Below are 22,614 nucleotides of genomic sequence, written 5' to 3' on the forward strand. Positions count from 1 at the left end.
CATGCGCTTCAAGTACAAGCCGATCGGCTGGCCGCTCGCGGCCGCGCTTGCCGCCGGCGCCGTGTGCGGGGCAACCGCGCCCGGCGTGGCGCAGACGGTGGCGCCGCAGCCGACCCGCACGATCCATCTCGACCTCGGTCGCGGCCAATTGGTGACGCTGCCCCGGGCGATGAGTGACGTGTTCGTCGCCGATCCGAAGACCGCCGACGTCGACGTCCGCTCGCCGACCCAGCTCTATCTGTTCGGCAAGGGCGCTGGCGAAACCACGGTCTATGCCACCAACAAGGCAGGCGGCGTGGTGTTCTCGGCCACCGTGCAGGTGGCGCCGAACGTCAATTCGGTGGGCGACATGCTGAAGCTGGCGATGCCCGATGCGGACATCGTGGTGACGCCGATGAACGGCCTGATCCTGCTGACCGGCACCGTTGCCCAGCCCGACGACATCGCCGAGGCCGAGCGCCTCGCCCAGGCGTTCGTCGGCAAGGACGTGCAGGTGCTGACCCGGCTGAAGACCGCGACGCCGCTGCAGGTATCGCTGCAGGTCCGCGTCGCCGAGGTGAGCCGCTCGTTCGTCAAGAACATCGGCGTGAATCTGACAGGACAGGACACGACCGGCGGCTTTCAATTCGGGATCGATTCGGGCAGCACCAATGGCAGCACCTATGTCCATGGCGGGAAGGGCGGGCTGACGCTCAAGCCGGGCGGGCAGCGCACGACGATCGGCATGGCCGGGCACTTGCTTGGGCTCGATTTGCTCAGCGCGCTCGACCTCGGCGAGACCGATGGCCAGGTGACGACGCTGGAGAACACCAACCTGGCCGCGCTTTCGGGCGAAACGGCGACGTTCCTAGCGGGCGGCGAAATCCCCATCCCGGTCAATCAGGGGCTCGGCGCGGTGTCGGTCGAATACAAGCAATATGGCGTCAGCCTGGCATACACGCCGACGGTGCTATCCGACGGGCGCATCTCGCTGCGCGTCAAACCCGAGGTATCGCAGCTGTCGGACGCCGGCGCGGTGGTACTCGACAATTTCACCATCCCGGCGCTGACTACGCGGCGCGCGGAGACCACCGTCGAGCTCGGCTCGGGCCAGAGCTTCATGATCGGCGGGCTGTTGCAGAATTCAAACGACAACCAGGTGGAGAAAGCGCCTGGTATCGGCGACCTGCCGGTGATCGGCACGCTGTTCCGGTCGAACGCGTTCAAACGCAACGAGACCGAGCTGGTGATCGTGATTACGCCATATCTGGTCAAGCCGGTCGATTCGCTGGCGCAGATCTCGCTGCCGACCGACGGCTACAAGGCACCGACCGATCTCGGCCGCGTGCTGCTCGGCAAGCTGTCTTCGGGTGATTCGACGCCGCGTCCGGTGCCGACAATGGCACCGCCGGCGGCGGCCGAGCCGGCGATCGGCGCCAGCGCGCCGTTGCCGGCCGGCCCGACGCCCAAGCAACCCAATCAGCAACAGGCCGCACCCGCGACCGCCGCTCCGGCCAAGGACGGCGATGCGGCGCCCGGTTTCAGCCTCAACTGATGCGCCCGGTGGAGACAAGCATGATGAAGCACGGTTTTCTTCTCGCCGCCCTGCTGCCGATGGCCGCGCTCGCCGGATGCCAGGGCACCCGGAACCGGGGGCTCGAATCGGTCCACCAGCCGGTCGTCGATCACAATGATTACGCGTTCGACGTCGCGGTGACGCCCAATGGCCTGGCGCCGGGCGAAGCGCAGCGGCTCGACGGCTGGCTGAGCTCGCTACGGGTCGGCTATGGCGATCGCGTTGCGATCGACGCGGCCTCCGCCGATGGCGGGCCGGCGCGGGCGATGATCCGCCACGAGGTCGCGCGCTATGGCGTGCTGCTCTCGGACGGGGCGCCGGTGACGCCGACGCCGGTGACGCCGGGAACGATGCGCGTCGTCGTCAGCCGGATGCGCGCCTATGTGCCGGGCTGCCCCGACCACAGCAAGATTCCGACGATCGATTTCGAGAGCAACACCGATTCGAACTTCGGCTGCGCGGTGAACAGCAATCTGGCCGCGATGGTCGCCCGTCCGGAAGACCTGGTGCGCGGCCGCAGCGGCGATGGCCTGACCGATTCGGCAGTCGCCACCAAGGCGATCCAGACGTTCCGCGAGGCGCCCAATACCGGCAAGGGCGATCTCAAGGATCAGAGCACAACCAAAGCCGTGACGGGAGGCTGATCGATGAATGCACCCTGGCATCCGGCGCGCAGCGCCAATCGTGAACCGTTCCTGGCCTTCGTCTGCGACGAGACCACGGCCGAGGCGCTGCGCCCGGTCGCGGTGGAGCTCGGCTGGGACGCGGGCAAGGTCAACAAGGGCGGCCTGCGCAATGCGGTGCAGACGCTGTCGGTCTCGGCCAGCCCGCAAGTGCTGTTCGTCGACCTCTCCGAATCGGGCGATCCGCTGAACGACATCAACGCGTTGGCCGAGGTGTGCGAGCCGGGAACGGTCGTCATCGCCGCGGGGCAGGTCAACGACGTGCGGCTGTATCGCGATCTGGTCGCCAGCGGGCTGCAGGATTACCTGCTCAAGCCGCTCGGCCCCGACGTGCTGCGCGAGGCCTTCACGCACGCGCAGGCGATGCTCAATGCGCCCAAGCAGGTGGAAGCAGCGGTCGAACGGCCGCATTGCTCGGCCGGCGTGATCGGCGCGCGCGGTGGCGTCGGCGCGTCGACGGTGGCGACCTCGCTGGCCTGGCTGCTCAGCGAGAAGTCGGGCCGATCGACCGCGTTGCTCGATCTCGACGTGCATTTCGGCATCGGCGCGCTGGCGCTCGACCTCGAGCCGGGCCGCGGGCTGACCGACGCGATCGAGAATCCGAGCCGCATCGACGGGCTGTTCATCGAACGCGCGATGGTGCGCGCCGGCGAGAAGCTGGCGGTGCTCTCCGCCGAGGCGCCGATCAACGCGCCGGTGGTTTCCGACGGCACCGCTTTCTACCAGCTTCAGGAAGAGATGCGCGCGGCGTTCGAATGCACCGTGGTCGATCTGCCGCGCGGCATGATCGTGCAATATCCGCACCTCGCCGCCGACCTTCAGGTCGCCGTGGTCGTCACCGAGCTGACGCTGGCGGCGGCGCGCGACACGATCCGCATCCTTTCCTGGCTCAAATCGAACGCGCCGCAATGCCAGGTGCTGACGATCGCCTGCAAGGCGCCGTCGGGCGGCACGCTGGAGATCACCCGCAAGGACTTCGAGGGCTCGATCGAGCGCAAGCTCGATTTCGTGGTTCCCTATGACCAGAAGCTCGCGGCGCAAGCAGCGAAGCTGGGCAAGACCTTCGCCGAAGCGGGCAAGGGATCGAAGACGGTGCAGCCGCTGATCCAGCTCGCCGAACGCGTGATCGGCGCCGGCGATGCCGCGGCGGCCCAGGACGAAGAGGACGGCAAGCCCAAGAAGAAGCCGAAGGGCTCGCTGATGGGCAAGTTCGACCTCAAGGCGATGATGCCCAAGCGGGCGAAGCAGTAACAGCGGCGCCGCGCCCCTTTCCGGCGCGGCACCGTTCAACAAGCGGAGGACGATGGCGCGATGACGCCGATCATGATCATGGCTGCCGGCGGGCTGGTAATGCTCGCGCTGATCGCCTTCGCCTTTGCCGGTCCTTCGCCGCAAAAGGCCGGCACGCGCCGCCTGGCGGCATTGCGCGAGCGCCACAGCGGATCGGCGGCGGTCGCGGTCGAGGCGAAGATGCGCCGCATCACCGCCAATCGCGACACCAGGATGGACGATGCGTTCGGCCGCTTCCTGCCCAATCCGACGCTGCTCAAGAAGCGGCTGGCGATGACCGGCAAGAGCTGGACGGTCGGCCAATATGGCGCGGCCTCGCTGGCGATCATGGTGATCGTGGGGCTGTTGTTGTGGTTCAAGGGCATGCCGCTGTTGCTCGGCCTGTTCGTCGGGCTGTTCGTCGGCGCCGGGCTGCCGCATTGGGTGGTCGGCTTCCTGATCAAGCGGCGCGTCAACAAGTTCAACGCCAAGTTTCCCGATGCGATCGAGCTGCTGGTGCGCGGCCTGCGATCCGGCTTGCCGATTTCCGAAACGATGGCGGTGGTCGGCAACGAGGTCGCCGGGCCGGTGGGCGAGGAATTCCGCACAGTGGCCGACAAGATGAAGATCGGCCGGACGATGGACGCAGCGCTGCAGGAAACCGCCGACCGCCTCGGCACGCCCGAATTCCAGTTCTTCGTCATCTCGATCGCGATCCAGCGCGAGACCGGCGGCAACCTCGCCGAGACGCTCGCCAATCTCGCGACGGTGCTGCGCCAGCGCATGCAGATGAAGCTCAAGATCAAGGCGATGTCGTCCGAATCGAAGGCCTCGGCCTATATCGTCGGCTCGCTGCCGTTCATCGTGTTCGGCCTGATCATGTGGATCAGCCCGGCATATATGGGCAATTTCTTCATCGATCCGCGGCTGATGGTCGCCGGCATCGGTGGGCTGGTGTGGATGGGGATCGGCGCCTTCATCATGGCCAAGATGGTCAGCTTCGAGATCTGACGAAGGAGCGAGCGGAATCATGGGTGATACCGGCGGACCGACGCTTCTGGGCGTAGACGTGATCTGGGTGGCGACCTTGCTGTCCGGGCTGGCGGCGTTCGCGGTGCTGTTCGCGATCTATGTCGCGACCACGGCGCGCGACCCGATGACCAAGCGCGTCAAGGCCCTGAACGATCGTCGCGAGCAATTGAAGGCAGGTATCACCGCCTCGACCTCGAAGCGGCGCGCCAAGCTGGTCCGCCAGAACGAGACGACCGATCGCATCCGCAGCTTGCTGGCGTCGCTCAAGGTGCTGCAGGATAGCCAGGTGAAGGTCGCGCAGCAGAAGCTGATGCAGGCCGGCATCCGCAAGAAGGAATATGCCGTCGCGGTGATCTTCGGCCGGCTGGCGCTGCCGATCGTGTTCGGCGGGCTGATGGTGTTCTGGGTCTATGCCACGCACGGCTTCGACACCTGGAGCCCGTTCAAACGCTACATGCTCGTCGCGGGCACCTTCATCCTCGCTTACAAGGCGCCGGACCTCTACCTCAAGAACAAGATCACCAAGCGCAGCCAGGCGATCCGCAAGGGCCTGCCCGACGCGCTCGACCTGCTGGTGATCTGTGCCGAGGCCGGCCTGACGGTCGACGCCGCCTTCCATCGCGTCGCGCGCGAGCTGGGCCGCGCTTACCCCGAGCTGGGCGACGAATTCGCGCTGACCGCGATCGAGTTGGGCTTCCTGGGGGAGCGGCGCCAGGCGTTCGAGAATCTCGCCCATCGCGTCGATCTCGACGCGGTGAAAGGCGTCGTCACGACGATGATCCAGACCGAGAAATATGGCACGCCGCTCGCGTCGGCGCTACGCGTGCTGTCGGCGGAATTCCGCAACGAGCGCATGATGCGCGCCGAGGAAAAGGCCGCGCGCTTGCCGGCGATCATGACGGTGCCGCTGATCCTGTTCATCCTGCCGACGCTGTTCGTCGTCATCCTCGGCCCGGCCGCCTGTTCGATCGCCGACGCGTTCAAGAGCTAGCGCCGACCCTAGGTGTGCGGGCATTGAGCCCATGGCGGGCTGCAAAGCATGGCTTTTTCGTCCGCCCCCCCGATCCATTACGATTATCCCGTGAGTGGTCGGGTGGGGGAGTGTCGGGTCGGCCATGCCCGGCATGGCCTGAACAGCGCGTCCGACACTGGCTGGTGCCGTTCTCCAAACAACAAAGACTCGGAACGCCGGGCGCCTGCCGGTCGTTGACGCCCCGTAACCTTTCGGGAGCGGATCGACATGCTTTTCCACACCCCCACCCAATATGCCGTATTGGCGCTGCTGCTCGTCGCCGGCTGGTTCTTCGGTCTCGCCAGCCATCCCGGCGGGCGCAAATGGCGGACGCGCTACGAAGAGGAACGCGAGGCGCATGCCGCCTATCGCCGCGAGGTCGAGGCGCAGCGCAAGGCCGATGCCGAGCGCCTTGCCGAGCTCGAAAGCCGCAACACCGCGCTCGAGCGCGATCTGCGCGACGCCCGCGCCACGACACCTGCAGCGCCCCTCTCGGCCGAGGCGCCGGCGCGCGGCGCGTGGCTCGGCTCCGGCCGGCCCGATGACCTGGCGCGCATCCGCGGCATCGACGAGCCGCTGGCGACGCAGCTCAACGAGACGGGGATCACCTCCTATGGCGATATCGAGCGGCTGAGCGACGCCGATGCCGCCGATCTCGAGAAGCGGCTGGCGCTGCGCGACGGCACGGTGGCGCGCGACGAATGGCGCGAACAGGCGCGGATGCTCGCCGCCGGCCGCGATGCCGACTGGCACGCGCGCTACGGCAGTTGAATGCTCAATGTTCCGGATCGACCACCGCTCGGACGATCCGGAACAGCTTCAACGGAACCGCGAGAAGGTTGACGCCGGTGCAACCGGTGGGCGGGCAGACTTGGCAGGCGCGGCCGGTCGCGGCCACGCAATTGGCTTCGGTGCCGATCGGTTCCGGGGAGGGCCCGACGGGCGGGCCGCGCTCATCGGGGAGCGGCAGGCGCTGATCGGACCGGCGCGCACTGCACACGACGATGTCGCCCGGCGCGGCGCTGTCACAACGATGGCCGGCGCGCGGATCGACCGAAGTCAGCTCGGTATAATGCGTCACCATCGCGGTGGCGTCAGGGGTCGGCTTCGGCGCTGGCGGGGTGACCGTCTCCAGCGCTTGCGCCTGGATGAGCAGCGCGATCGCCATTGCCGCCGGCACAGACATCCCCTCGGCTCTCCCCGCGTCAGAAATAGCCCCGAGTATGAAGCAGAACCGCGGCGATGGGAACCGCGTCAACCGATCGGCGCAACCCCCAGCCGCGGGATTTCGATCGCCGGACAACGATCCATCACCACCGCCAGGCCGGCCGCTTCGGCGCGCGCGGCGGCGGCCTCGTTAATCACGCCGAGTTGCATCCATACCGCCCGCGCCCCGGCGGCGATCGCCTGATCGACCGCCTCGCCGGCGGCATCGGGACGGCGAAAGATATCGACCAGATCGATGGCCTCGCCGATCTGCGCAAGATCGCGCCAGACGAATTCACCGTGAACGTGCTCGCCCGTGATCTGCGGGTTGACCGGAAAGACGCGATAGCCGTGGCGCTGGAGCACCGCCATGACGCGATAGGACGGACGATCGGGACGATCCGACGCGCCGACCAGCGCGATCGTGCGGGTGCGATCGAGCAGCGCCTTGATGTCCTCGTCACGCGTGAGCGGCATCTCTTCCTCCTCGTTCAAGCATTCGCGATCGATGCTGAAACGCGTTCGCCAAGACGATGGCTCCGGTGGCGTTCCCCTCTATCTACCGATCGGCAAAACCGCTCACGCCTTCAACCCGTTGATCCGGAGCGGCAGACGAAGCACGCGATCGGACGCCGTCATGAAAAGCGTCCGTCCGTCCTCGCCGAAACAGCAATTGGCGATGGCGCGCCCGTCCGAAATCAACCCGAGCGGCTCGGCCTCGGGCGTCATCACCAGCAGCCCGCCGGGCGCAGAGCAGAACAGCGTGCCATCGGCAGCGACCTTCATCCCATCGGTGATGCCGGGGGCGTCGTTCGCCAGCATTGGCCGCGCGTCGAACAGCAGACGGCGCCCGCCGACATCGCCCGCTGCATCGAGCGCGTAAGCGTAGACGCCCGCTGCATCCTTGTCCGACACCGACACGTAAAGCGTGCGTTCGTCGGGCGAGAGCGCGATGCCGTTGGGGCGGGTCAGCGTTCCATCAAGCAGCACCGCCTCGCCGCCCGGCGTCCAGCGATAGACGCCGTTCTGGTCAAGCTCCTTGAGGGGCGACTGGTCGCCGTCGGCCAGCCCGTAAGGGGGATCGGTGAAGTAGATCGCGCCCGATCGCGCGATGTGAAGGTCGTTGGGGCTGTTGAAGCGCTTGCCGCGATAGCGGTCGACCAGCACCGTCTTGGCCTTGGTCGCGAGATCGAGCGCGGTGATCGCGCGCGTCCCGCTGTCGGCGATGCGCAGCCGCCCGTCGGCGCCAAGTGCCAGACCGTTCGCGCCGGGCTCGCGCACCAGCTTGGGATCGGTCCCCGCTGCGCCCGATGGATGGAGATACGGTATCGCGCCTTCGTCGCGGCGCCATCGCCGGATGAGGTTGGCGGGCGGATCGGAGAAGAACAGGGCCGATTGAGAAGGCACCCAGAGCGGCCCTTCCGCCCATTGGATTCCCGTCGCAATCGTTTCGCACGCCGCATCGGGGGCCAGAATATGGTCCAGGCGCGGTGACAAGCGCCGCACCGAGGCTGCCTTCGCCAGTTGCGGGACCGCCAACGTCACGGCTGCACCGACGAGCACCGAACGCCGACTAGGACGTGATCCCCAACCCGTAGTCATAAAATCCCCTCTCGCAACTCACGACCGGCGATAACGACGCAAAGGACGAGAGTCGATTGCGCGAAGCGGCCGGCCCTCGGGCTCAAAAAACCGCTTGCCGTCCGCATTCACCCGATGCGCCCCACCGGCTCTACGCCAGGCCGGTCGCTGGATATCAGCTCCCTTTGCCTTCGGCCTGCAGCCAGGCGTCGACCTTGCCGGCGATCGCGACGAACGCGGCGGCTTCGGGGCCGTTGCCGGCAACCGGCGGGGCGCCGGCGTCCGAGCCGGTGCGGATCGCCAGATCGAGCGGCACGCGGCCGAGAAACGGCACACCGAGTTCGGCCGCCGAGGCTTCCGCCCCGCCGCGGCCGAACGGATCGGATATCTCGCCGCAATGCGGGCAGGCATAGCCCGCCATGTTCTCGATCACGCCGATCACCGGGATGCCGGCCTTGCCGAACAGATCGATCGCGCGGCGGGCGTCGATCAGCGCGAGATCCTGCGGCGTCGAGACGATCACCGCGCCGGCCGGGCGATGCTTCTGGATCATGGTCAACTGGACGTCGCCGGTGCCCGGCGGCAGATCGAGGATCAGCGTATCGGCGGCGCCCCAATCGGCCTCGACCAGCTGGCCAAGCGCGCCCGAGGCCATCGGCCCGCGCCAGGCGATCGCCTGATCGGGCGCGACGAGCTGGCCCATCGACAACAGCGGCACGCCGAATGGCGTCGGCACCGGCTGCAGCACCTTGTCCTTCGCCTGCGGGCGCGTGCCCTCGACGCCGAGCAGCTTGGGCTGCGACGGGCCGTAGATATCGGCATCGACCAGCCCGACACGGCGGCCGGCCTGCTTGAGCGCGATCGCGAGATTGGCCGAAACGGTCGACTTGCCGACCCCGCCCTTGCCCGAGGCGACCGCGATCAGGCGGCGCTGGACACGCTGGCTGGTCAGTGCGACGCGAACGTCCTCGATGCCGGAAACGGCGCGCGCGGCCTGCGCCGTTTCGGCTTCGAGCGCGTCGCGCTGGGCGGCGTCGAGCCCGGTCACGTCGAGGATGATGCTGGCGCGCGCGCCCTCGATCCGGGCGGTCGCGCGGGTGCCGGCGACGGCGGCGAGCGCAGCGTCGAGCGAAGCGGTATCGGTGGTCATGCCGGCGACATAGGGCCGGGATGCGCGCTTGCCACTGTTTTTCCGCGCCCGCTCTCCTATAAAGGCCCTCTATGCTTATTCCGTTACGGCTGCGTCAGGGGCTGAAATCCTTCATGAGCGACAAACCAAAGCGCCCGTGGGGCGGCGATGGCGATGGCGAGAAGGACGATGGCCCGCCCAATCCCTGGACGATCCCGCCCGCCGGCAAGCGCGGGCGGCCAACCGCGCTCGACGAGTGGATCAAGCGGGCGCGATCGGGTGGCGGCGGCAATGGCGGCGGCGGGCAATTCTCGCTGCCCGGCGGGCCGGGCGGGCGCTCGCTGTGGCTGATCGGCGTCGGGCTGGTGCTCGTCGTCTGGATCGCGGTGACCAGCTTTCACCCGATCGGGCCGCAGCAGCGCGGCGTCGTTACCTTCTTCGGCCGCTATTCGGGCGCGCTGGGGCCGGGCTTCCACATGACGCTGCCGGCACCGATCAACCGCGTCAAGGTGATCGACGTGCAGAACATCCGCAACGAGGACTTCCCGCAGGAGGGCGGCGAGAATCTGATGCTGACCGGCGACCAGAACATCATCGATCTTGCCTATTCGGTGCGCTGGAACGTCGCCAACGCGCAGGATTTCGTGTTCCAGATCGCCGATCCGCGATCGACCGTGCGCGCCACCGCGGAGAGCGCGATGCGCGAGGTGGTCGCCAACGTGACGCTCGACGATGCGATGGGCCCGGGCCGGACGACGATCGAGGCACGCGTGCAGCAGCGGATGCAGCAGATCCTCGACGGCTACAATGCCGGCGTGCTGATCCAGGGCGTGGCGATCAAGCAGGCCGATCCGCCGGCGCAGGTCAATGACGCGTTCAAGGACGTGACGGCGGCACAGCGCGACGCCGTTTCGGCCAAGAACAATGCCAATGCCTATGCCCAGCAGGTCGTTGCCCAGGCCGAGGGCGAAGCGGCGCAGTTCGACCGGCTGTATCAGCAATACAAGCTGGCGCCCGAAGTGACCAAGCGGCGCATGTATTACGAGACGATGGAGAACGTGCTGGCGCGCGCCGACAAGGTGGTGGTCGATACGCCGGGAGTGGTGCCCTATCTGAAGCTGCAGGGGGGCCGCACCCCGCCGCCACCGCCAAGCGACGATTCCGACGTCCAGACCAGTGCCCCGGCATCGGGAGGCGGGCAATGAACGGCCGGCTGCTCCGCAATCCCGTGACGATCGGCATTCTGGCGCTGGTCGCCGTGATCCTGATCGCCAGCACCTTCACGATCGTACCCGAGACGCAGCAGGTCGTCGTGCTACGGCTCGAAAAGCCGGTCCGCACGATCAACGCATGGCGGCCGGGGCAAGTGTTCGGCCGCACCGGTGCTGGCCTGATCGCGCGCATCCCGTTCGTCGACCGGCTGGTGTGGGTCGACAAGCGCGTGCTCGATGTCGATTACGACAACCAGCAGGTGCTGTCGTCGGATCAGCTGCGGCTCGAGGTCGATGCCTATGCGCGGTTCCGCGTCGTCGATCCGCTCAAGATGGCGATCACCGCGGGCAGCGAAACGGCGGTGACCGACGCGCTGCGCCCGCTGCTCGGCACCGCGATCCGCAACGAGCTGGGCAAGCATCCCTTCGCTGTGCTGCTCAGCCCCGAACGCGACCAGGTGATGGACAATATCCAGGCCGGGCTGCAGCGGCTCGCCAGCCAATATGGCGTCGAGATCGTCGACGTGCGGATCAAGCATGCCGATCTGCCCGAAGGCAGCCCGCTGACTTCGGCGCTGCAGGCGATGGCATCGGCGCGCAAGCAGCAGGCGATCACGATCCGAGCCGAGGGCGCCAAGCAGGCGCAGATCATCCGCGCCGACGCCCAGGCCAAGGCCGCGCATATCTATGCCGACGCCTTCAACCAGGATCCGAAATTCTATGATTTCTACCGCGCGATGCAGTCTTACGACCATACCTTCGACGCCGATGGCGACACATCGACGCCGCACGGATCGACGCAAGTGATCCTTTCGCCCGACAATGCGTATTTGAAGCAGTTCGAGGGCAAATAGCGTCGCCGCCCACCTGTCGTTTCGTTCATATTCAAACGAGGTTCAGCAAGGATAGGCCATGAGCCGCCGCATTCCTGGGATGAACTGAAAGAGAAGAGGAATTTTGCCAGTGCGTTATGCTTACGGCATCACCGGTGCCCTGTTGCTGGGCGGCGCCGCCGCCGCGATGACCCTGCAGCCCACCGCCGGCGCGCAGACCGCGCAAAACGAGCCCGGCGCGATCCAGCAGGTCGTGCCGCGGGCCGGCGCGCCGATGAGCTTCGCCGACATGGTCGCGAGGCTGCAGCCGGCGGTGGTCAACATCTCGACCACGCAGCACGTCAAGGTGCCCAACAACCCGTTCGCCGGCACGCCGTTCGGCGACCTGTTCGGCCAGATGAACGGGCTGGGCGGTAGCGGCGGCACCACGACGCGCGAAGCCGAATCGCTGGGATCGGGCTTCATCATCTCGCCCGACGGCTATGTCGTCACCAACAACCACGTCATCTCGGCCGGTGCCAAGGGCGCGACCGTCGACGAGATCACCGTGACGATGACCGACGGCAAGGAATACAAGGCCAAGCTGATCGGCCATGACGACACCGCCGACCTTGCCGTGCTCAAGATCCAGGGCGGCCCCTTCCCCTTCGTCAAGTTCGGCGATTCGAAGGGCGCGCGGGTCGGCGACTGGGTGATCGCGATCGGCAACCCGTTCGGGATCGGCTCGTCGGTGACGGCGGGCATCATCTCGGCGCTGCATCGCACCACCGACCTCGGCGGCTATGATCGCTTCATCCAGACTGACGCCTCGATCAACCGCGGCAATTCGGGCGGCCCGATGTTCGACATGAAGGGCCAGGTGATCGGCATCAACTCGCAGATCCTGTCACCGTCGGGCGGCAATGTCGGCATCGGCTTCGCGATTCCGGCGGAAGAGGCCAAGCCCGTGGTCGACACGCTGATGAAGGGCGAATCGGTCAAGCGCGGCTATCTAGGCGTCGCGATCCAGCCGATGAGCGACGACATCGCCGCATCGCTGGGCATCGACAAGAATACCGGCGGCCTGATCGCCAGCGTCACGCCGGACGGCCCCGCCAAGAAGGCAGGATTCCAGCCGGGCGACGTCGTAACCAAGGTCAACGGCCAACCGGTGACTGCGGATCAATCGCTGAGCTACCTCGTCGCTGCGCTGCAGCCCGGCACGCGCGTGCCGTTCGATGTGCTGCGCAACGGCAAGCACATTACGCTGACCGCGACGCTCGACACGCGGCCGTCCGAGCAGGAACTCGCCGGCTTCAACGGCCAGGGCGATGACGACGACGCGATGCCCGACGAGGGCGACGAGCAGCAGCAGGCGCAGGCGACCAGCGATTCGATCGGCATCTCGACGATCACGCTGACCCCGGCGATCGCGCAGCAGGTCGGCGTCGATCCCGCGACCAAGGGCGTGGTGATCACCTCGGTCGATCCGTCGAGCGACGCCGGGCAGAAGCTGCAGCGCGGGCTGGTGATCGTTTCGGCCAATGGCCAGCCGGTGACGACGCCGCAGGCGCTTGGCCAGCAGGTCGCCGCCGCCAAGCGCGCGGGCCGCGATCAGGTGTTGCTCTACATCGCGTTGCCGCGCGGGCAGAACCGCTTCGTCGCGGTGAAGATCAAGTCCGACGACGACAAATAAGCCGGCGCGGGCCGGTAAAGCGAAAGCCGCCCGGTTCGCGCCGGGCGGCTTTTGTTTTGGCTTCCGCAGCGCCGATCCGCGCGGTAGCGTGCCATGGCAACAGCGAGGGAGCGCAGGCATGGCGGACGGCAGCATCTTCATCGGCGCAAGCTCGGACGATACAACCAAGCGACAGTCGCTCGAACTGAAGCGCGCCAACCGCCACGGGCTGATCGCCGGCGCCACCGGCACTGGCAAGACGGTAACGCTGCAAGGCATCATCGAGGGATTCTCGACCAGCGGCGTGCCGTGCTTCGTCGCCGACGTGAAGGGCGACCTGTCGGGCATCGCGATGGCCGGATCGGCAACCGCCAAGACCAACGACGCCTTCTCCGCGCGCGCCAAGCAGATCGGCTATGATGACTGGTCCTATGCCGACAATCCGGTGCAATTCTGGGATCTGTTCGGCGAGCAGGGCCACCCGATCCGCACGACGGTTTCCGAGATGGGGCCGCTGCTGCTCGCGCGGCTGATGGATCTGAACGACGTGCAGGAAGGCGTGCTGACGATTGCCTTCACTGTCGCCGACAAGGAATCAATGCTGCTGCTCGATCTCGACGATCTGCAGGCGATGCTGGCCAATTGCGCCGACCGCGCCGACGAACTGACGACGACTTACGGCAACGTCTCCAAGCAATCGATCGGCAGCATCCAGCGCGCGTTGCTCCAGCTCCGCAGCCAGGGCGGCGACCATTTCTTCGGCGAGCCGGCGCTGGCGATGGCCGACTTCATCCAGTGCGACGACAAGGGCCGCGGCATCGTCAACGTGCTCGCCGCCGACAAATTGATGCAATCGCCGCGGCTCTATTCCACCTTCCTGCTGTGGCTGATGAGCGAGCTGTTCGAGCATCTTCCCGAGGTCGGCGATCCCGACAAGCCGGTGCTGTGCTTCTTCTTCGACGAGGCGCACCTGTTGTTCGACAATGCCCCCAAGGCGCTGCTCGAGAAGATCGAGCAGGTCGTGCGGCTGATCCGATCGAAGGGCGTGGGCATCTATTTCATCACCCAGAACCCGGTCGACATTCCCGACACCGTCGCGGGGCAGCTCGGCAACCGGGTGCAGCACGCGCTCCACGCCTTCACGCCGAAGGATCAGCAGGCGGTGAAGTCCGCCGCCGACACGTTCCGCGCCAATCCCGGCCTCGACGTCGCGACGGTCATCACCGAGCTCAAGGTCGGCGAGGCGCTGGTCTCGTTGCTCCAGCCCGACGGCGCGCCCGAACCGGTCGAGCGCACGCTGATCAAACCGCCGCGCAGCCGGGTCGGCCCGGTAACACCGGATGAGCGCAAGGTGCTGATCCAGACCGACGCGATCGGCGCCAAATACGACACGCTGGTCGATCGCGAATCGGCCGAGGAACTGCTCGCCGCCAAGGCCAAGGAAGCCGCCGCGGCCGCCGCCGAGGCACAAGCGCAGAACGCCGCCGACAAGGCCGCCGCCCAGCAAGCCAAAGACGATGCCCGCGCCGCCAAGGAAGCCGAGCGCGCCAGGATCGCCGCCAACCGCGCAGCGGCGAACAATCCGTGGAACAAGATGGCGACCTCGGCCGCGCGTTCGGCCTCTTCGGCGATCGGCCGCCAAGTCGCTAACGAGATCAGCCGCGAGATTTTCGGCTCGTCGTCGCGACGGAGCAGTTCGGGCGGGCTGGTCGGCGGGCTGGTCCGCGGCGTGCTCGGCGGGCTGTTCAAGGGACGATGAGCGTGGGCGCGGTTCTCGCCTCGATCCAGGTCGGGCGGATTGCGCCGCTCGGCCCCGACGGCGTGCCGAGCGGGTTCGCCAAGCACGGCGTCGATCATGACGTGGCGGTCGGCACGCTCGGCCTGGCGGGCGACGAACAGGCCGACCTGACGGTGCACGGCGGCCCCGACAAAGCGGTCTATGGCTATGCCGCCGCGCATTACCCGCGTTGGGCCGCAGCATTTCCCGCGCTCGCCGATCGCTTCCGCGCCGGATCGATGGGCGAGAATCTGACGATCGACGGACTCGACGAGGACGCCATCTGCGTCGGCGACGTCCACGCGATCGGCGACGCGCTGCTGCAGGTCTGCCAGCCGCGCCAGCCGTGCTTCAAGCTGGCACTGGCGTTCGGGGAACCGCGTATCGGCAAGGCGATGGTCAAGGCCGGCCGATCGGGCTGGTATTATCGGGTGGTGCGCGAAGGCAGAATCGCGGCCGGCGCGCCGGTATTGCTGGCCGACCGGCCCAATCCCGGTTTCGCCTTTTCGCGCATGGTGTCGATCGTCAATTTCGGCGGCGCGAGCCGAGACGAGGCGGAAGCGCTGGCGACGATGGCGGGCGTTGCCGCCAACATCGCCGCCCGCGCGCGCGTCGGTCTAACCGCCTAGCGCGCCCTTACGGCTGGCCGCTGCCGCCGGCCGCGCCATAGACCTGCCCGGTCGCGTAACTGGCGTCGCGCGCGGCGAGCTGGACGTAGATCGACGCGAGTTCCGCGGGCTGGCCGGGGCGGCCGAGCGGGGTGTGGCTGCCGAATTGCTCGAGCTTTTCCATCGTCGCACCGCCGGAAACCTGGAGCGGCGTCCAGATCGGGCCGGGGGCGACGCCATTGACGCGGATGCCCTTCGGCCCGAGCTGCTTGGCCAGGCTCTTGGTCAGGTTCATCATCGCCGCCTTGGTCATCGCGTAATCGATGATGTCGGGCGACGGATCATATGCCTGCTCCGACGTGGTGAAGATGATCGCATCGCCGGCATCGAGATGCTCGATCGCCGCGCGCGTGATCCAGAATGGCGCGTAGATGTTGGTCTTGATCGTCGCGTCGAAACCCTCGCTGGTCACGTCGGCGATGCTGTCCGCCTGTTGCTGGCGCGCCGCATTGTTGACCAGGATGTCGAGCCCGCCGAGCTTCGCCACCGCTTCCGCGACCAGTCGCTTGCAGAAATCCTCGTCGCGCAGATCGCCCGGGATCGCGGCGCAGACGCGTCCTTCGGCCTCGATCAACTCGACCACCTCATCGGCATCGGGTTGCTCGTTGGGATGATAGTTGATCGCAACGTCGGCGCCTTCTCGCGCGAAGGCGATCGCGGCGGCGCGGCCCATGCCCGAATCGCCGCCGGTAATGAGCGCCTTGCGACCGGCGAGACGGCCCGAGCCGCGGTAACTCGTCTCGCCATGATCGGGCTTTGGGTTCATGTCGCGGGCAAGACCGGGCCATGGCTGGCGCTGACGCTCGAACGGCGGCTTGGCGTAACGCTCGGTCGGGTCTTTGGGTGTGGCGGCGGGGCGATCGATCGTATCGGTATCGGCCATGGCGATTCTCCTTCATCGCCGCCAACGGCTGGCATTGGTGCCTGTTCCGACCTAGGTTGATCTCGATCAGCCCGGAAGGAATCTATTCATGACCCTCGATGCCGTCACCGACTGGACCGCCGCCAGCGAGGCCGAGTTCGACGAGGTCGTGGCGCTGCGACGTGCCATTCACCAGGATCCGGAGATCGGGCTCAACTGCCCGCGCACGACCGAGAAGATCAAGGCGGCGCTGGACGGGCTGCCGCTCGAAATCCACGACAGCACCAGCACCACCGGCTTCGTCGCGATCCTGCGCGGCGGGCGCGACAACGGGCGCACCGTGTTGCTGCGCGGCGACCATGACGCGCTGCCGATGCAGGAGGAAACCGGCCTGCCCTTCGCCTCGCGGGTGCCCGGCGCGATGCACGCCTGCGGGCATGATTCGCACACCGCGATGCTGGTCGGCGCGGCCAGGGCGCTGTGCGCGCGGAAAGACACGCTGCCGGGCACCATCGTCTTCATGTTCCAGCCCGGCGAGGAGGGCTATCACGGCGCGCGCTACATGATCGACGACGGGCTGCTCGACGTGGCCCGGCCCGAAGCCGCCTTCGCGCTGCACATTTCGCCCAACATCGCCGCCGGCGTGGTGGTGAGCCGGCCGGGACCGCTGCTCGCCTCGGCCGATACGCTGCGCGCAACGATCCGGGGCAAGGGCGGGCATGGCGCGATGCCGCACGACTGCCTCGATCCCGTGCCGGTGGCATGCGAGATCGTGACGGCGTTGCAGACCTTCGTCGCGCGGCAGGTGCCCGTGATGGACCCGGCGGTGCTGACGATCGCGCAGATCAACGCGGGGAGCGCGCACAACATCATTCCTGCCGACGCGACGATGATCGGCACGCTGCGCACGCTTTCCGAAGCAACGCGGGCCAAGGTGCAGGCGGCGTTCGTGCGGATCGTCGAGCATATCGCTGCGGCGCACGGCGCGATCGGCGAGGCCGAGGTCGAACAGGGCTATCCGGTGACGATGAACGACGATCGCGCCTGCGTGTTGATGAAGGCGTGCGCCGAGCAGCTCGGCGGCGAGGCCGGCTGGCAGACGATGCCCGCGCCGATGATGGGGGCGGAGGATTTCGCCTATGTGCTGCGCGAGGTGCCCGGGGCGATGGCGTTCCTGGGCGTCGCGCCCGAGGGCAGCGATTTCCGCACCAACCCGCCGCTCCACAACACCCGGATGACGATCGAGGAAAGCGTGATGGCGCGCGGCGTCGCGATGCACTGCGCGATGGCGGAGCGGTTCCTCAACGACGGGCTGGACTGAGCGTGAATGCGGCGGATCGGGTCGCGGTCGAATCACCGCCGACGTAAAGCGTGTAGCGGCCGGGCTCGGTGCCCCAGCTCATGTCGCGACGCGTGAAAGCGAGGTCGGCCGGCGTGAGCGTGAAGCCGACGTCGCGCGATTCGCCGGGTTGGAGCGCGATCCGCTCGAACCCCTTGAGCTGCCGCACCGGCGGGCTGACGCTCGCGACCTCGTCATGCACGTAAAGCTGCACCACCGCCGCGCCCGCGCGCGTGCCGGTGTTGGTGACGCGGGTGGTGACGTGAAGCGTGCCGCCGGGGCCGAGCGTCGCGCTGTCGAGCCGCGGCTCGCCATAGCGGAAGCTAGTGTACGAAAGGCCATAGCCGAACGGGTAGAGCGGCGTGTTGGGCAGATCGACATAGCGGCTGGTGTAGATGCTGTGCTGATCGCCGGGGCGCCCGGTCGGCAGGTGATCGTAGCTGAGCGGCACCTGCCCCAGCGCGCGGGCCATCGTCACCGGCAGATGGCCCGAGAAATCGGCATCGCCGAACAGCAGGTCGCCGAGCGCGTGACCGGCCTCGTCGCCGCCGAGCCAGGCATAGACGAGGCCCTGAGCATGGTCGGCGAGCCACGGCAAGGCGAGTGGCCGGCCGCTGACGATCACCGCGACGACGGGCGTGCCGGTCGCCACTACCGCCTTGGCGAGCGCGAGCTGCTGACCGGGGAGGTCGATCGCGGCGCGGCTGTTGCCCTCGCCGATCATACCGACGCTCTCGCCGAGCACGAGGATAGCGACATCCGACGCCTTGGCGGCCGATACGGCGTCGGCAATGCCCGAGACATCGTCGCCGGTGACGTCGACGCCTTTGGCATAGCTGACCTGCGCCTTGCCCGCGACCGCCTCACGAACGCCGGCGAGCATCGTCACCACCCTGGCCGGATCGCCGGCAGCGGGCATCTGGCCTTCGAGGTCTCGCGTCGCGGTCGCCATCGGGCCGATTACGGCGATGCGCCCCGCCTTGCGGAGCGGCAGCACGCCCTGGTTGCGGAGCAGCACCATCGACTCGGTCGCCGCGCGCCGCGCCACCGCGCGGCTTTGCGCACGAAGCGCCGGATCATGCTCCTTCGCCTCGTCACCGTAGCGATAGGGATCGGCGAACAGGCCGAGCTTCCATTTGGCTTCGAGAACGTGGCGCACCGCGGCGTCGATTTCGGCCATCGGCACCGCGCCCGAGCGAACCAGCGCGGGAAGCTGTTCGAGATAGATGCCCGAATGCAGATCCATCTCGATACCGGCGTGGAGCGCCATCGCGGCTGCATCGGCCGGCGTGGCGGCGACACCATGGGTGACGAGCTCGGGAATCGCGTCGTAATCGGAGACAAGCAGGCCGGGCCAGTGCCAATCGTCGCGCAGCGTGCCGGTGAGGAGTTTGCGTGAGGCGGTGGCGGGCACGCCGTCGATCGCGGTGAAAGCGGCCATCACCGCGCCGATCCCGGCATCTGCCACCGCCTTGAACGGCGGCAGATAGATATCGCGGAACTGACGCGGCGGGATATCGGCCGAATTATAGTCGCGACCGGCCTGCGCTGCGCCATAACCGGCGAAATGCTTGGCGGTCGCCATCATCGTGTCGGGGCGCGAGAGGTCGTCGCCCTGGAACCCCTTCATCTGCGCGATCGCCATCGCCGCGCCGAGATAGGGATCCTCGCCCGCCCCCTCGACGATCCGGCCCCAGCGCGGATCGCGCGCGATGTCGAGCATCGGGCTGAACGTCCATGACACGCCGGAGGCCGTCGCTTCGAGCGCGGCTTGGCGGTGGACCTGCGTGGTCAGGGCGGTATCCCAGGTCGCGGCCATCGCCAGCGGCACCGGCATGATGGTGTAATAACCATGCGCGACATCGCCTTCGAACAGCAGCGGTATCTTGAGCCGCGACTGCATCGCCATATCCTGGAGATGGCGGGTGTATTTGGCGACATCGCGATCGTTGAGCACGCCGTTGGTGGCGCTCAGCTTGCCCGCCCTGGCGAGATCGTCGAGCTTGCCGTAATCGTCGCCGAGCACCTCGAGCTGGCCGATCTTCTCCTCAAGCGTCATGCGCGCGATGAGGCCATCGACCTTGGCGTGCATCGCGGCGGCATCGTCGGCGGGTGATTGAGCCTGCGCGGGCATGGCGAGCGCGGCGGCGGCCAGGGCGATCAGCATCCTCTTCATGTGGAAACGGTTACATGGATGCGCCCGCCTTGGCCAGTGGCTCGACTTTGCCGCGCCGGTCGCGGATAGGAAGGCCATGACGACGCATATTCTATTGACCGGATCGAGCCGCGGCATCGGCGCGGCGATCGCCGCCGCCTTCGACCGCGACGACGATGTCGTGCTGGCCGGGCACGGCACCAACAGCGGCCTCGCCGCCGATTTCAGCGCGCCGGGCGCCGCATCCTTGCTGTGGCAAAAGGCGCTCGACAGGTTCGACGGGCGGATCGACGTGCTGATCAACAATGCCGGGGTGTTCGAAGCCTCGCCGCTCGATCAGCCGCACGAGGCGTGGCTGGCCGACTGGGAACGCACGATGCGGATCAACCTGACCGCCTCGGCCGAACTGTGCCGGCTGGCCGTGCGGCACTGGCAGGAACGCGGCGCGGCAGGGCGGATCGTCAACATCGCCAGCCGCGCGGCCTATCGCGGCGATTCGCCGGCGCACTGGCATTATGCGGCGTCGAAGGCCGGCATGGTGGCGATGACCAAGACGATCGCGCGCGGCTATGCCGCCATCGGCATACTCGCATTCGCCATCTGCCCCGGCTTCACGATGACCGGCATGGCGGAGGATTATCTGGAAAGCCGCGGCGGCGAGAAGCTGCTCGCCGATATCCCGCTGGGCCGCGTCGCAACGCCGGACGAAGTGGCGAACGTGGCGCGCTATCTGGCGCTGCAGGCCCCGCCCTCGATGACCGGCGCGGTGCTCGACGTGAACGGGGCGAGCTATGTCCGATAGCTGGAAACTGACCTTGCCCTGCACCAAGGCAGAGGCCGAGGCGATCGAGATCGACATGGAGGCGCTTGCCGCGCTGGATCCGCCGCCGGTGCTGATGACGCGCGAGGCGACGCCCGACGATCCCGAGGACTGGCGGCTGGAGGCCTATTTCGAGGGCAAGCCCGACAAGAAGACAATCACCGCGATCCGCGACCTGGTGCCGAGCGGATCGGCCGCCAAGGCCACGCCGGAGCGGATTGCCGACATGGATTGGGTGACGCTGAGCCAGGCCGGCCTCGAACCGGTGCGCGCCGGGCGCTTCTTCGTCCATACCTCGACTCATCCGCCATCGTCCGAACCGGGAGTGCGCAATTTCCTGGTCGAGGCGAGCCGGGCCTTCGGCACCGGGCATCACGAAACCACCAGCGGGTGCCTGATGATGCTCGACGCGATGCGGCGGCGCGGCGCGCGTGTCGACAATCTGATCGACCTCGGCACCGGCACCGGGCTGCTCGCCTTTGCCGGGGTGCACCTCTGGCCCCGCGCTTATGCGACCGCGACCGATATCGATCCGGTTGCGATCGACGTGACGGCGGAGAATGCCGAGGCGAACGGCGTGGCACTGGGGCTCGGCATGGGCCGGCTGGCGCTGACCGTCGCCGACGGCACCGACGACGCGCTGGTGGCGCGCCGCGCGCCTTACGATCTCGTCATCGCCAACATCCTTGCCGGGCCGCTGATCGACCTCGCGGCGGACGTGGCCGCGATCGCGGCGCCGCGCAGCCAGCTGGTGCTGGCCGGTTTGCTGCAGACACAGGCGGCAGCAGTAGCGCGCGCCTATCGACGGCAAGGCTATCGCCTCGCCGAACGGCTAAACCTCGGCGATTGGGCGATCCTGCGGCTCAGGAAGCGGTCAACGCGAAGGTTTGCCGCCCCTGAGGTCGCTTCCTAGGCGAGCACCGCCTGCTGCTCGCCGCGGCGGCTGCGGGCATATTCCTGGGTGCCGGTGGTAATCACCGAATCATCGGGCATTATGTGCCCTATCTGAATATCCGGCTTGCCGCCGATTGCGCGATAGAGCGGCGCAAAATCGGTCTCCACCGTCACCCGGAGCAGTTCGTCGAAACTCGGGATCACGAAATAATTCTGCTGGAAATCGTCGATCCGATATTGCGTGCGCATCACCCGCGCGAGATCGAAGCGGATGCGGTTGGGGCTGGGATCGTCGAGCGCGAAGCGGCTTTCGGCGAAGCTCGAAACGATGCCCGATCCATAGATGCGCAGGCCATCCGCTTCCTCGATCAGGCCGAACTCGACCGTGTACCAATAGAGGCGGCCGAGATATTTGAGCGCGTCATATTCCATCGCGCGGAGCCCGCCACGGCCATAGGCGGCAAGATAATCGGCGAACACGGGATCGGCGAGCATCGGCACATGGCCGAACACGTCATGAAAGACGTCGGGTTCCTGCAGATAATCGAGCTGATCGGGGCGGCGGATGAAATTGCCGGCGACGAAGCGGCGATTGGCCATGTGATCGAAGAACACCTCGTCGGGAACGAGGCCGGGCACGGCGACGACCTGCCACCCGGTCAGCTTCATCAGCCGTTCGGACAATTCCTCGAAATCGGGAATGCCGGGCTTCGATAGCTTGAGCACGTCGAGCCCGCGCAGATAGGCTTCCGACGCGCGGCCGGGCAGCAGTTTCGCCTGCCGTTCGAACAGCTTGTCCCACGTCTCATGCTCTTCGCGCGTGTAATGCGCCCAATTCTGCGGAATCGTCCAGTCGGCGGCGGCGCCGGGCGGCGGCTTGTCCAATACGTGTGTTCCCTCTGCCATGACATCAGGATAGCACAGAGATTTGGCG

Annotated in this window: 21 protein-coding genes; 14 read left to right on the forward strand and 7 right to left on the reverse strand. The window is 67.3% G+C overall.

The features are described from left to right. Window position 1 precedes the first annotated feature (1 nt). From K7G81_RS08750 to K7G81_RS08775, 6 genes are all read left to right on the forward strand, one after another. Entirely contained in the window at window positions 2–1,534 is a 1,533-nt protein-coding gene (locus K7G81_RS08750) for a type II and III secretion system protein family protein (protein ID WP_223030376.1), read from the forward strand. Window positions 1,535–1,554: 20 nt separating this feature from the next. Next, a complete protein-coding gene (locus tag K7G81_RS08755; RefSeq protein WP_223030377.1) occupies window positions 1,555–2,199 on the forward strand; it encodes a CpaD family pilus assembly protein in 645 nt (214 codons plus the stop codon). Between the two features lie 3 nt (window positions 2,200–2,202). After that, entirely contained in the window at window positions 2,203–3,489 is a 1,287-nt protein-coding gene (locus K7G81_RS08760) for a CpaE/TadZ family protein (RefSeq protein WP_223030378.1), read from the forward strand. Window positions 3,490–3,549: 60 nt separating this feature from the next. Further along, a complete protein-coding gene (locus tag K7G81_RS08765) occupies window positions 3,550–4,518 on the forward strand; it encodes a type II secretion system F family protein (RefSeq protein WP_223030379.1) in 969 nt (322 codons plus the stop codon). A 19-nt stretch (window positions 4,519–4,537) separates the two neighbouring features. Continuing rightward, the gene (locus K7G81_RS08770) at window positions 4,538–5,530 is read left to right on the forward strand and encodes a type II secretion system F family protein (protein WP_223030380.1); all 993 of its coding nucleotides are present in this window, start codon (window positions 4,538–4,540) and stop codon (window positions 5,528–5,530) included. A gap of 249 nt (window positions 5,531–5,779) precedes the next feature. Continuing rightward, window positions 5,780–6,322, forward strand: a complete 543-nt coding sequence (locus K7G81_RS08775) for a helix-hairpin-helix domain-containing protein (RefSeq protein WP_223030381.1) — start codon at window positions 5,780–5,782, stop codon at window positions 6,320–6,322. A 4-nt stretch (window positions 6,323–6,326) separates the two neighbouring features. Here the strand turns inward: K7G81_RS08775 and K7G81_RS08780 are convergent, their stop codons facing one another. The 4 genes from K7G81_RS08780 to K7G81_RS08795 all read right to left on the reverse strand — a co-directional run bounded on the left by K7G81_RS08780 (window position 6,327) and on the right by K7G81_RS08795 (window position 9,488). Continuing rightward, complete coding sequence (locus tag K7G81_RS08780; RefSeq protein WP_223030382.1) at window positions 6,327–6,737, reverse strand: hypothetical protein; 411 nt, start codon at window positions 6,735–6,737, stop codon at window positions 6,327–6,329. A 68-nt stretch (window positions 6,738–6,805) separates the two neighbouring features. Continuing rightward, a complete protein-coding gene (locus K7G81_RS08785; protein ID WP_223030383.1) occupies window positions 6,806–7,234 on the reverse strand; it encodes a CoA-binding protein in 429 nt (142 codons plus the stop codon). A gap of 102 nt (window positions 7,235–7,336) precedes the next feature. After that, window positions 7,337–8,302: an SMP-30/gluconolactonase/LRE family protein gene (locus K7G81_RS08790; RefSeq protein ID WP_369412068.1), complete on the reverse strand. Its 966-nt coding sequence runs from the start codon at window positions 8,300–8,302 to the stop codon at window positions 7,337–7,339. A gap of 211 nt (window positions 8,303–8,513) precedes the next feature. Continuing rightward, on the reverse strand, window positions 8,514–9,488 hold the full coding sequence (locus K7G81_RS08795; RefSeq protein WP_223030385.1) for an Mrp/NBP35 family ATP-binding protein: 975 nt from the start codon (window positions 9,486–9,488) through the stop codon (window positions 8,514–8,516). Window positions 9,489–9,601: 113 nt separating this feature from the next. On the opposite strand from K7G81_RS08795, the gene hflK reads away from it, so the two are divergent. From hflK to K7G81_RS08820, 5 genes are all read left to right on the forward strand, one after another. Continuing rightward, window positions 9,602–10,672 carry a protease modulator HflK gene (gene hflK / locus K7G81_RS08800; RefSeq protein WP_255586811.1) on the forward strand — a complete coding sequence of 357 codons (1,071 nt, stop codon included), beginning with the start codon at window positions 9,602–9,604 and terminating at the stop codon, window positions 10,670–10,672. Further along, on the forward strand, window positions 10,669–11,532 hold the full coding sequence (gene hflC / locus K7G81_RS08805; protein WP_223030387.1) for a protease modulator HflC: 864 nt from the start codon (window positions 10,669–10,671) through the stop codon (window positions 11,530–11,532). The genes hflK and hflC overlap by 4 nt, the downstream gene beginning before the upstream one ends. Before the next feature lie 109 nt (window positions 11,533–11,641). After that, complete coding sequence (locus K7G81_RS08810; RefSeq protein WP_223030388.1) at window positions 11,642–13,186, forward strand: Do family serine endopeptidase; 1,545 nt, start codon at window positions 11,642–11,644, stop codon at window positions 13,184–13,186. Window positions 13,187–13,304: 118 nt separating this feature from the next. Continuing rightward, window positions 13,305–14,924, forward strand: coding sequence for a helicase HerA-like domain-containing protein (locus K7G81_RS08815; protein ID WP_223030389.1), 1,620 nt, complete (start codon window positions 13,305–13,307; stop codon window positions 14,922–14,924). 2 nt (window positions 14,925–14,926) lie between these two features. Continuing rightward, window positions 14,927–15,571, forward strand: a complete 645-nt coding sequence (locus K7G81_RS08820; protein WP_223030390.1) for an MOSC domain-containing protein — start codon at window positions 14,927–14,929, stop codon at window positions 15,569–15,571. 7 nt (window positions 15,572–15,578) lie between these two features. Here K7G81_RS08820 and K7G81_RS08825 read toward each other — a convergent pair whose 3' ends face one another. Then, complete coding sequence (locus K7G81_RS08825; RefSeq protein ID WP_223030391.1) at window positions 15,579–16,493, reverse strand: SDR family oxidoreductase; 915 nt, start codon at window positions 16,491–16,493, stop codon at window positions 15,579–15,581. A gap of 88 nt (window positions 16,494–16,581) precedes the next feature. Between K7G81_RS08825 and K7G81_RS08830 the strand changes: the two genes are divergently transcribed. Next, window positions 16,582–17,793 (forward strand): M20 metallopeptidase family protein, encoded by a 1,212-nt coding sequence (locus K7G81_RS08830; protein WP_223030392.1) that lies wholly within the window; start codon window positions 16,582–16,584, stop codon window positions 17,791–17,793. On the opposite strand, the gene K7G81_RS08835 is transcribed toward K7G81_RS08830, so the two are convergent. Continuing rightward, window positions 17,774–19,987 (reverse strand): glycoside hydrolase family 3 N-terminal domain-containing protein, encoded by a 2,214-nt coding sequence (locus K7G81_RS08835; RefSeq protein ID WP_223030393.1) that lies wholly within the window; start codon window positions 19,985–19,987, stop codon window positions 17,774–17,776. The genes K7G81_RS08830 and K7G81_RS08835 overlap by 20 nt on opposite strands. Before the next feature lie 76 nt (window positions 19,988–20,063). Between K7G81_RS08835 and K7G81_RS08840 the strand changes: the two genes are divergently transcribed. Both K7G81_RS08840 and K7G81_RS08845 read left to right on the forward strand, forming a co-directional pair. Then, window positions 20,064–20,768 carry an SDR family NAD(P)-dependent oxidoreductase gene (locus tag K7G81_RS08840; RefSeq protein WP_223030394.1) on the forward strand — a complete coding sequence of 235 codons (705 nt, stop codon included), beginning with the start codon at window positions 20,064–20,066 and terminating at the stop codon, window positions 20,766–20,768. Then, window positions 20,758–21,699, forward strand: a complete 942-nt coding sequence (locus K7G81_RS08845) for a 50S ribosomal protein L11 methyltransferase (RefSeq protein ID WP_223030395.1) — start codon at window positions 20,758–20,760, stop codon at window positions 21,697–21,699. The genes K7G81_RS08840 and K7G81_RS08845 overlap by 11 nt, the downstream gene beginning before the upstream one ends. Here the strand turns inward: K7G81_RS08845 and phhA are convergent. Further along, on the reverse strand, window positions 21,696–22,586 hold the full coding sequence (gene phhA, locus K7G81_RS08850; protein ID WP_223030396.1) for a phenylalanine 4-monooxygenase: 891 nt from the start codon (window positions 22,584–22,586) through the stop codon (window positions 21,696–21,698). The genes K7G81_RS08845 and phhA overlap by 4 nt on opposite strands. Window positions 22,587–22,614 lie beyond the last annotated feature (28 nt).

Source organism: Hephaestia mangrovi, from assembly GCF_019880555.1.
GTDB classification, from domain to species: domain Bacteria; phylum Pseudomonadota; class Alphaproteobacteria; order Sphingomonadales; family Sphingomonadaceae; genus Sphingomonas; species Sphingomonas mangrovi.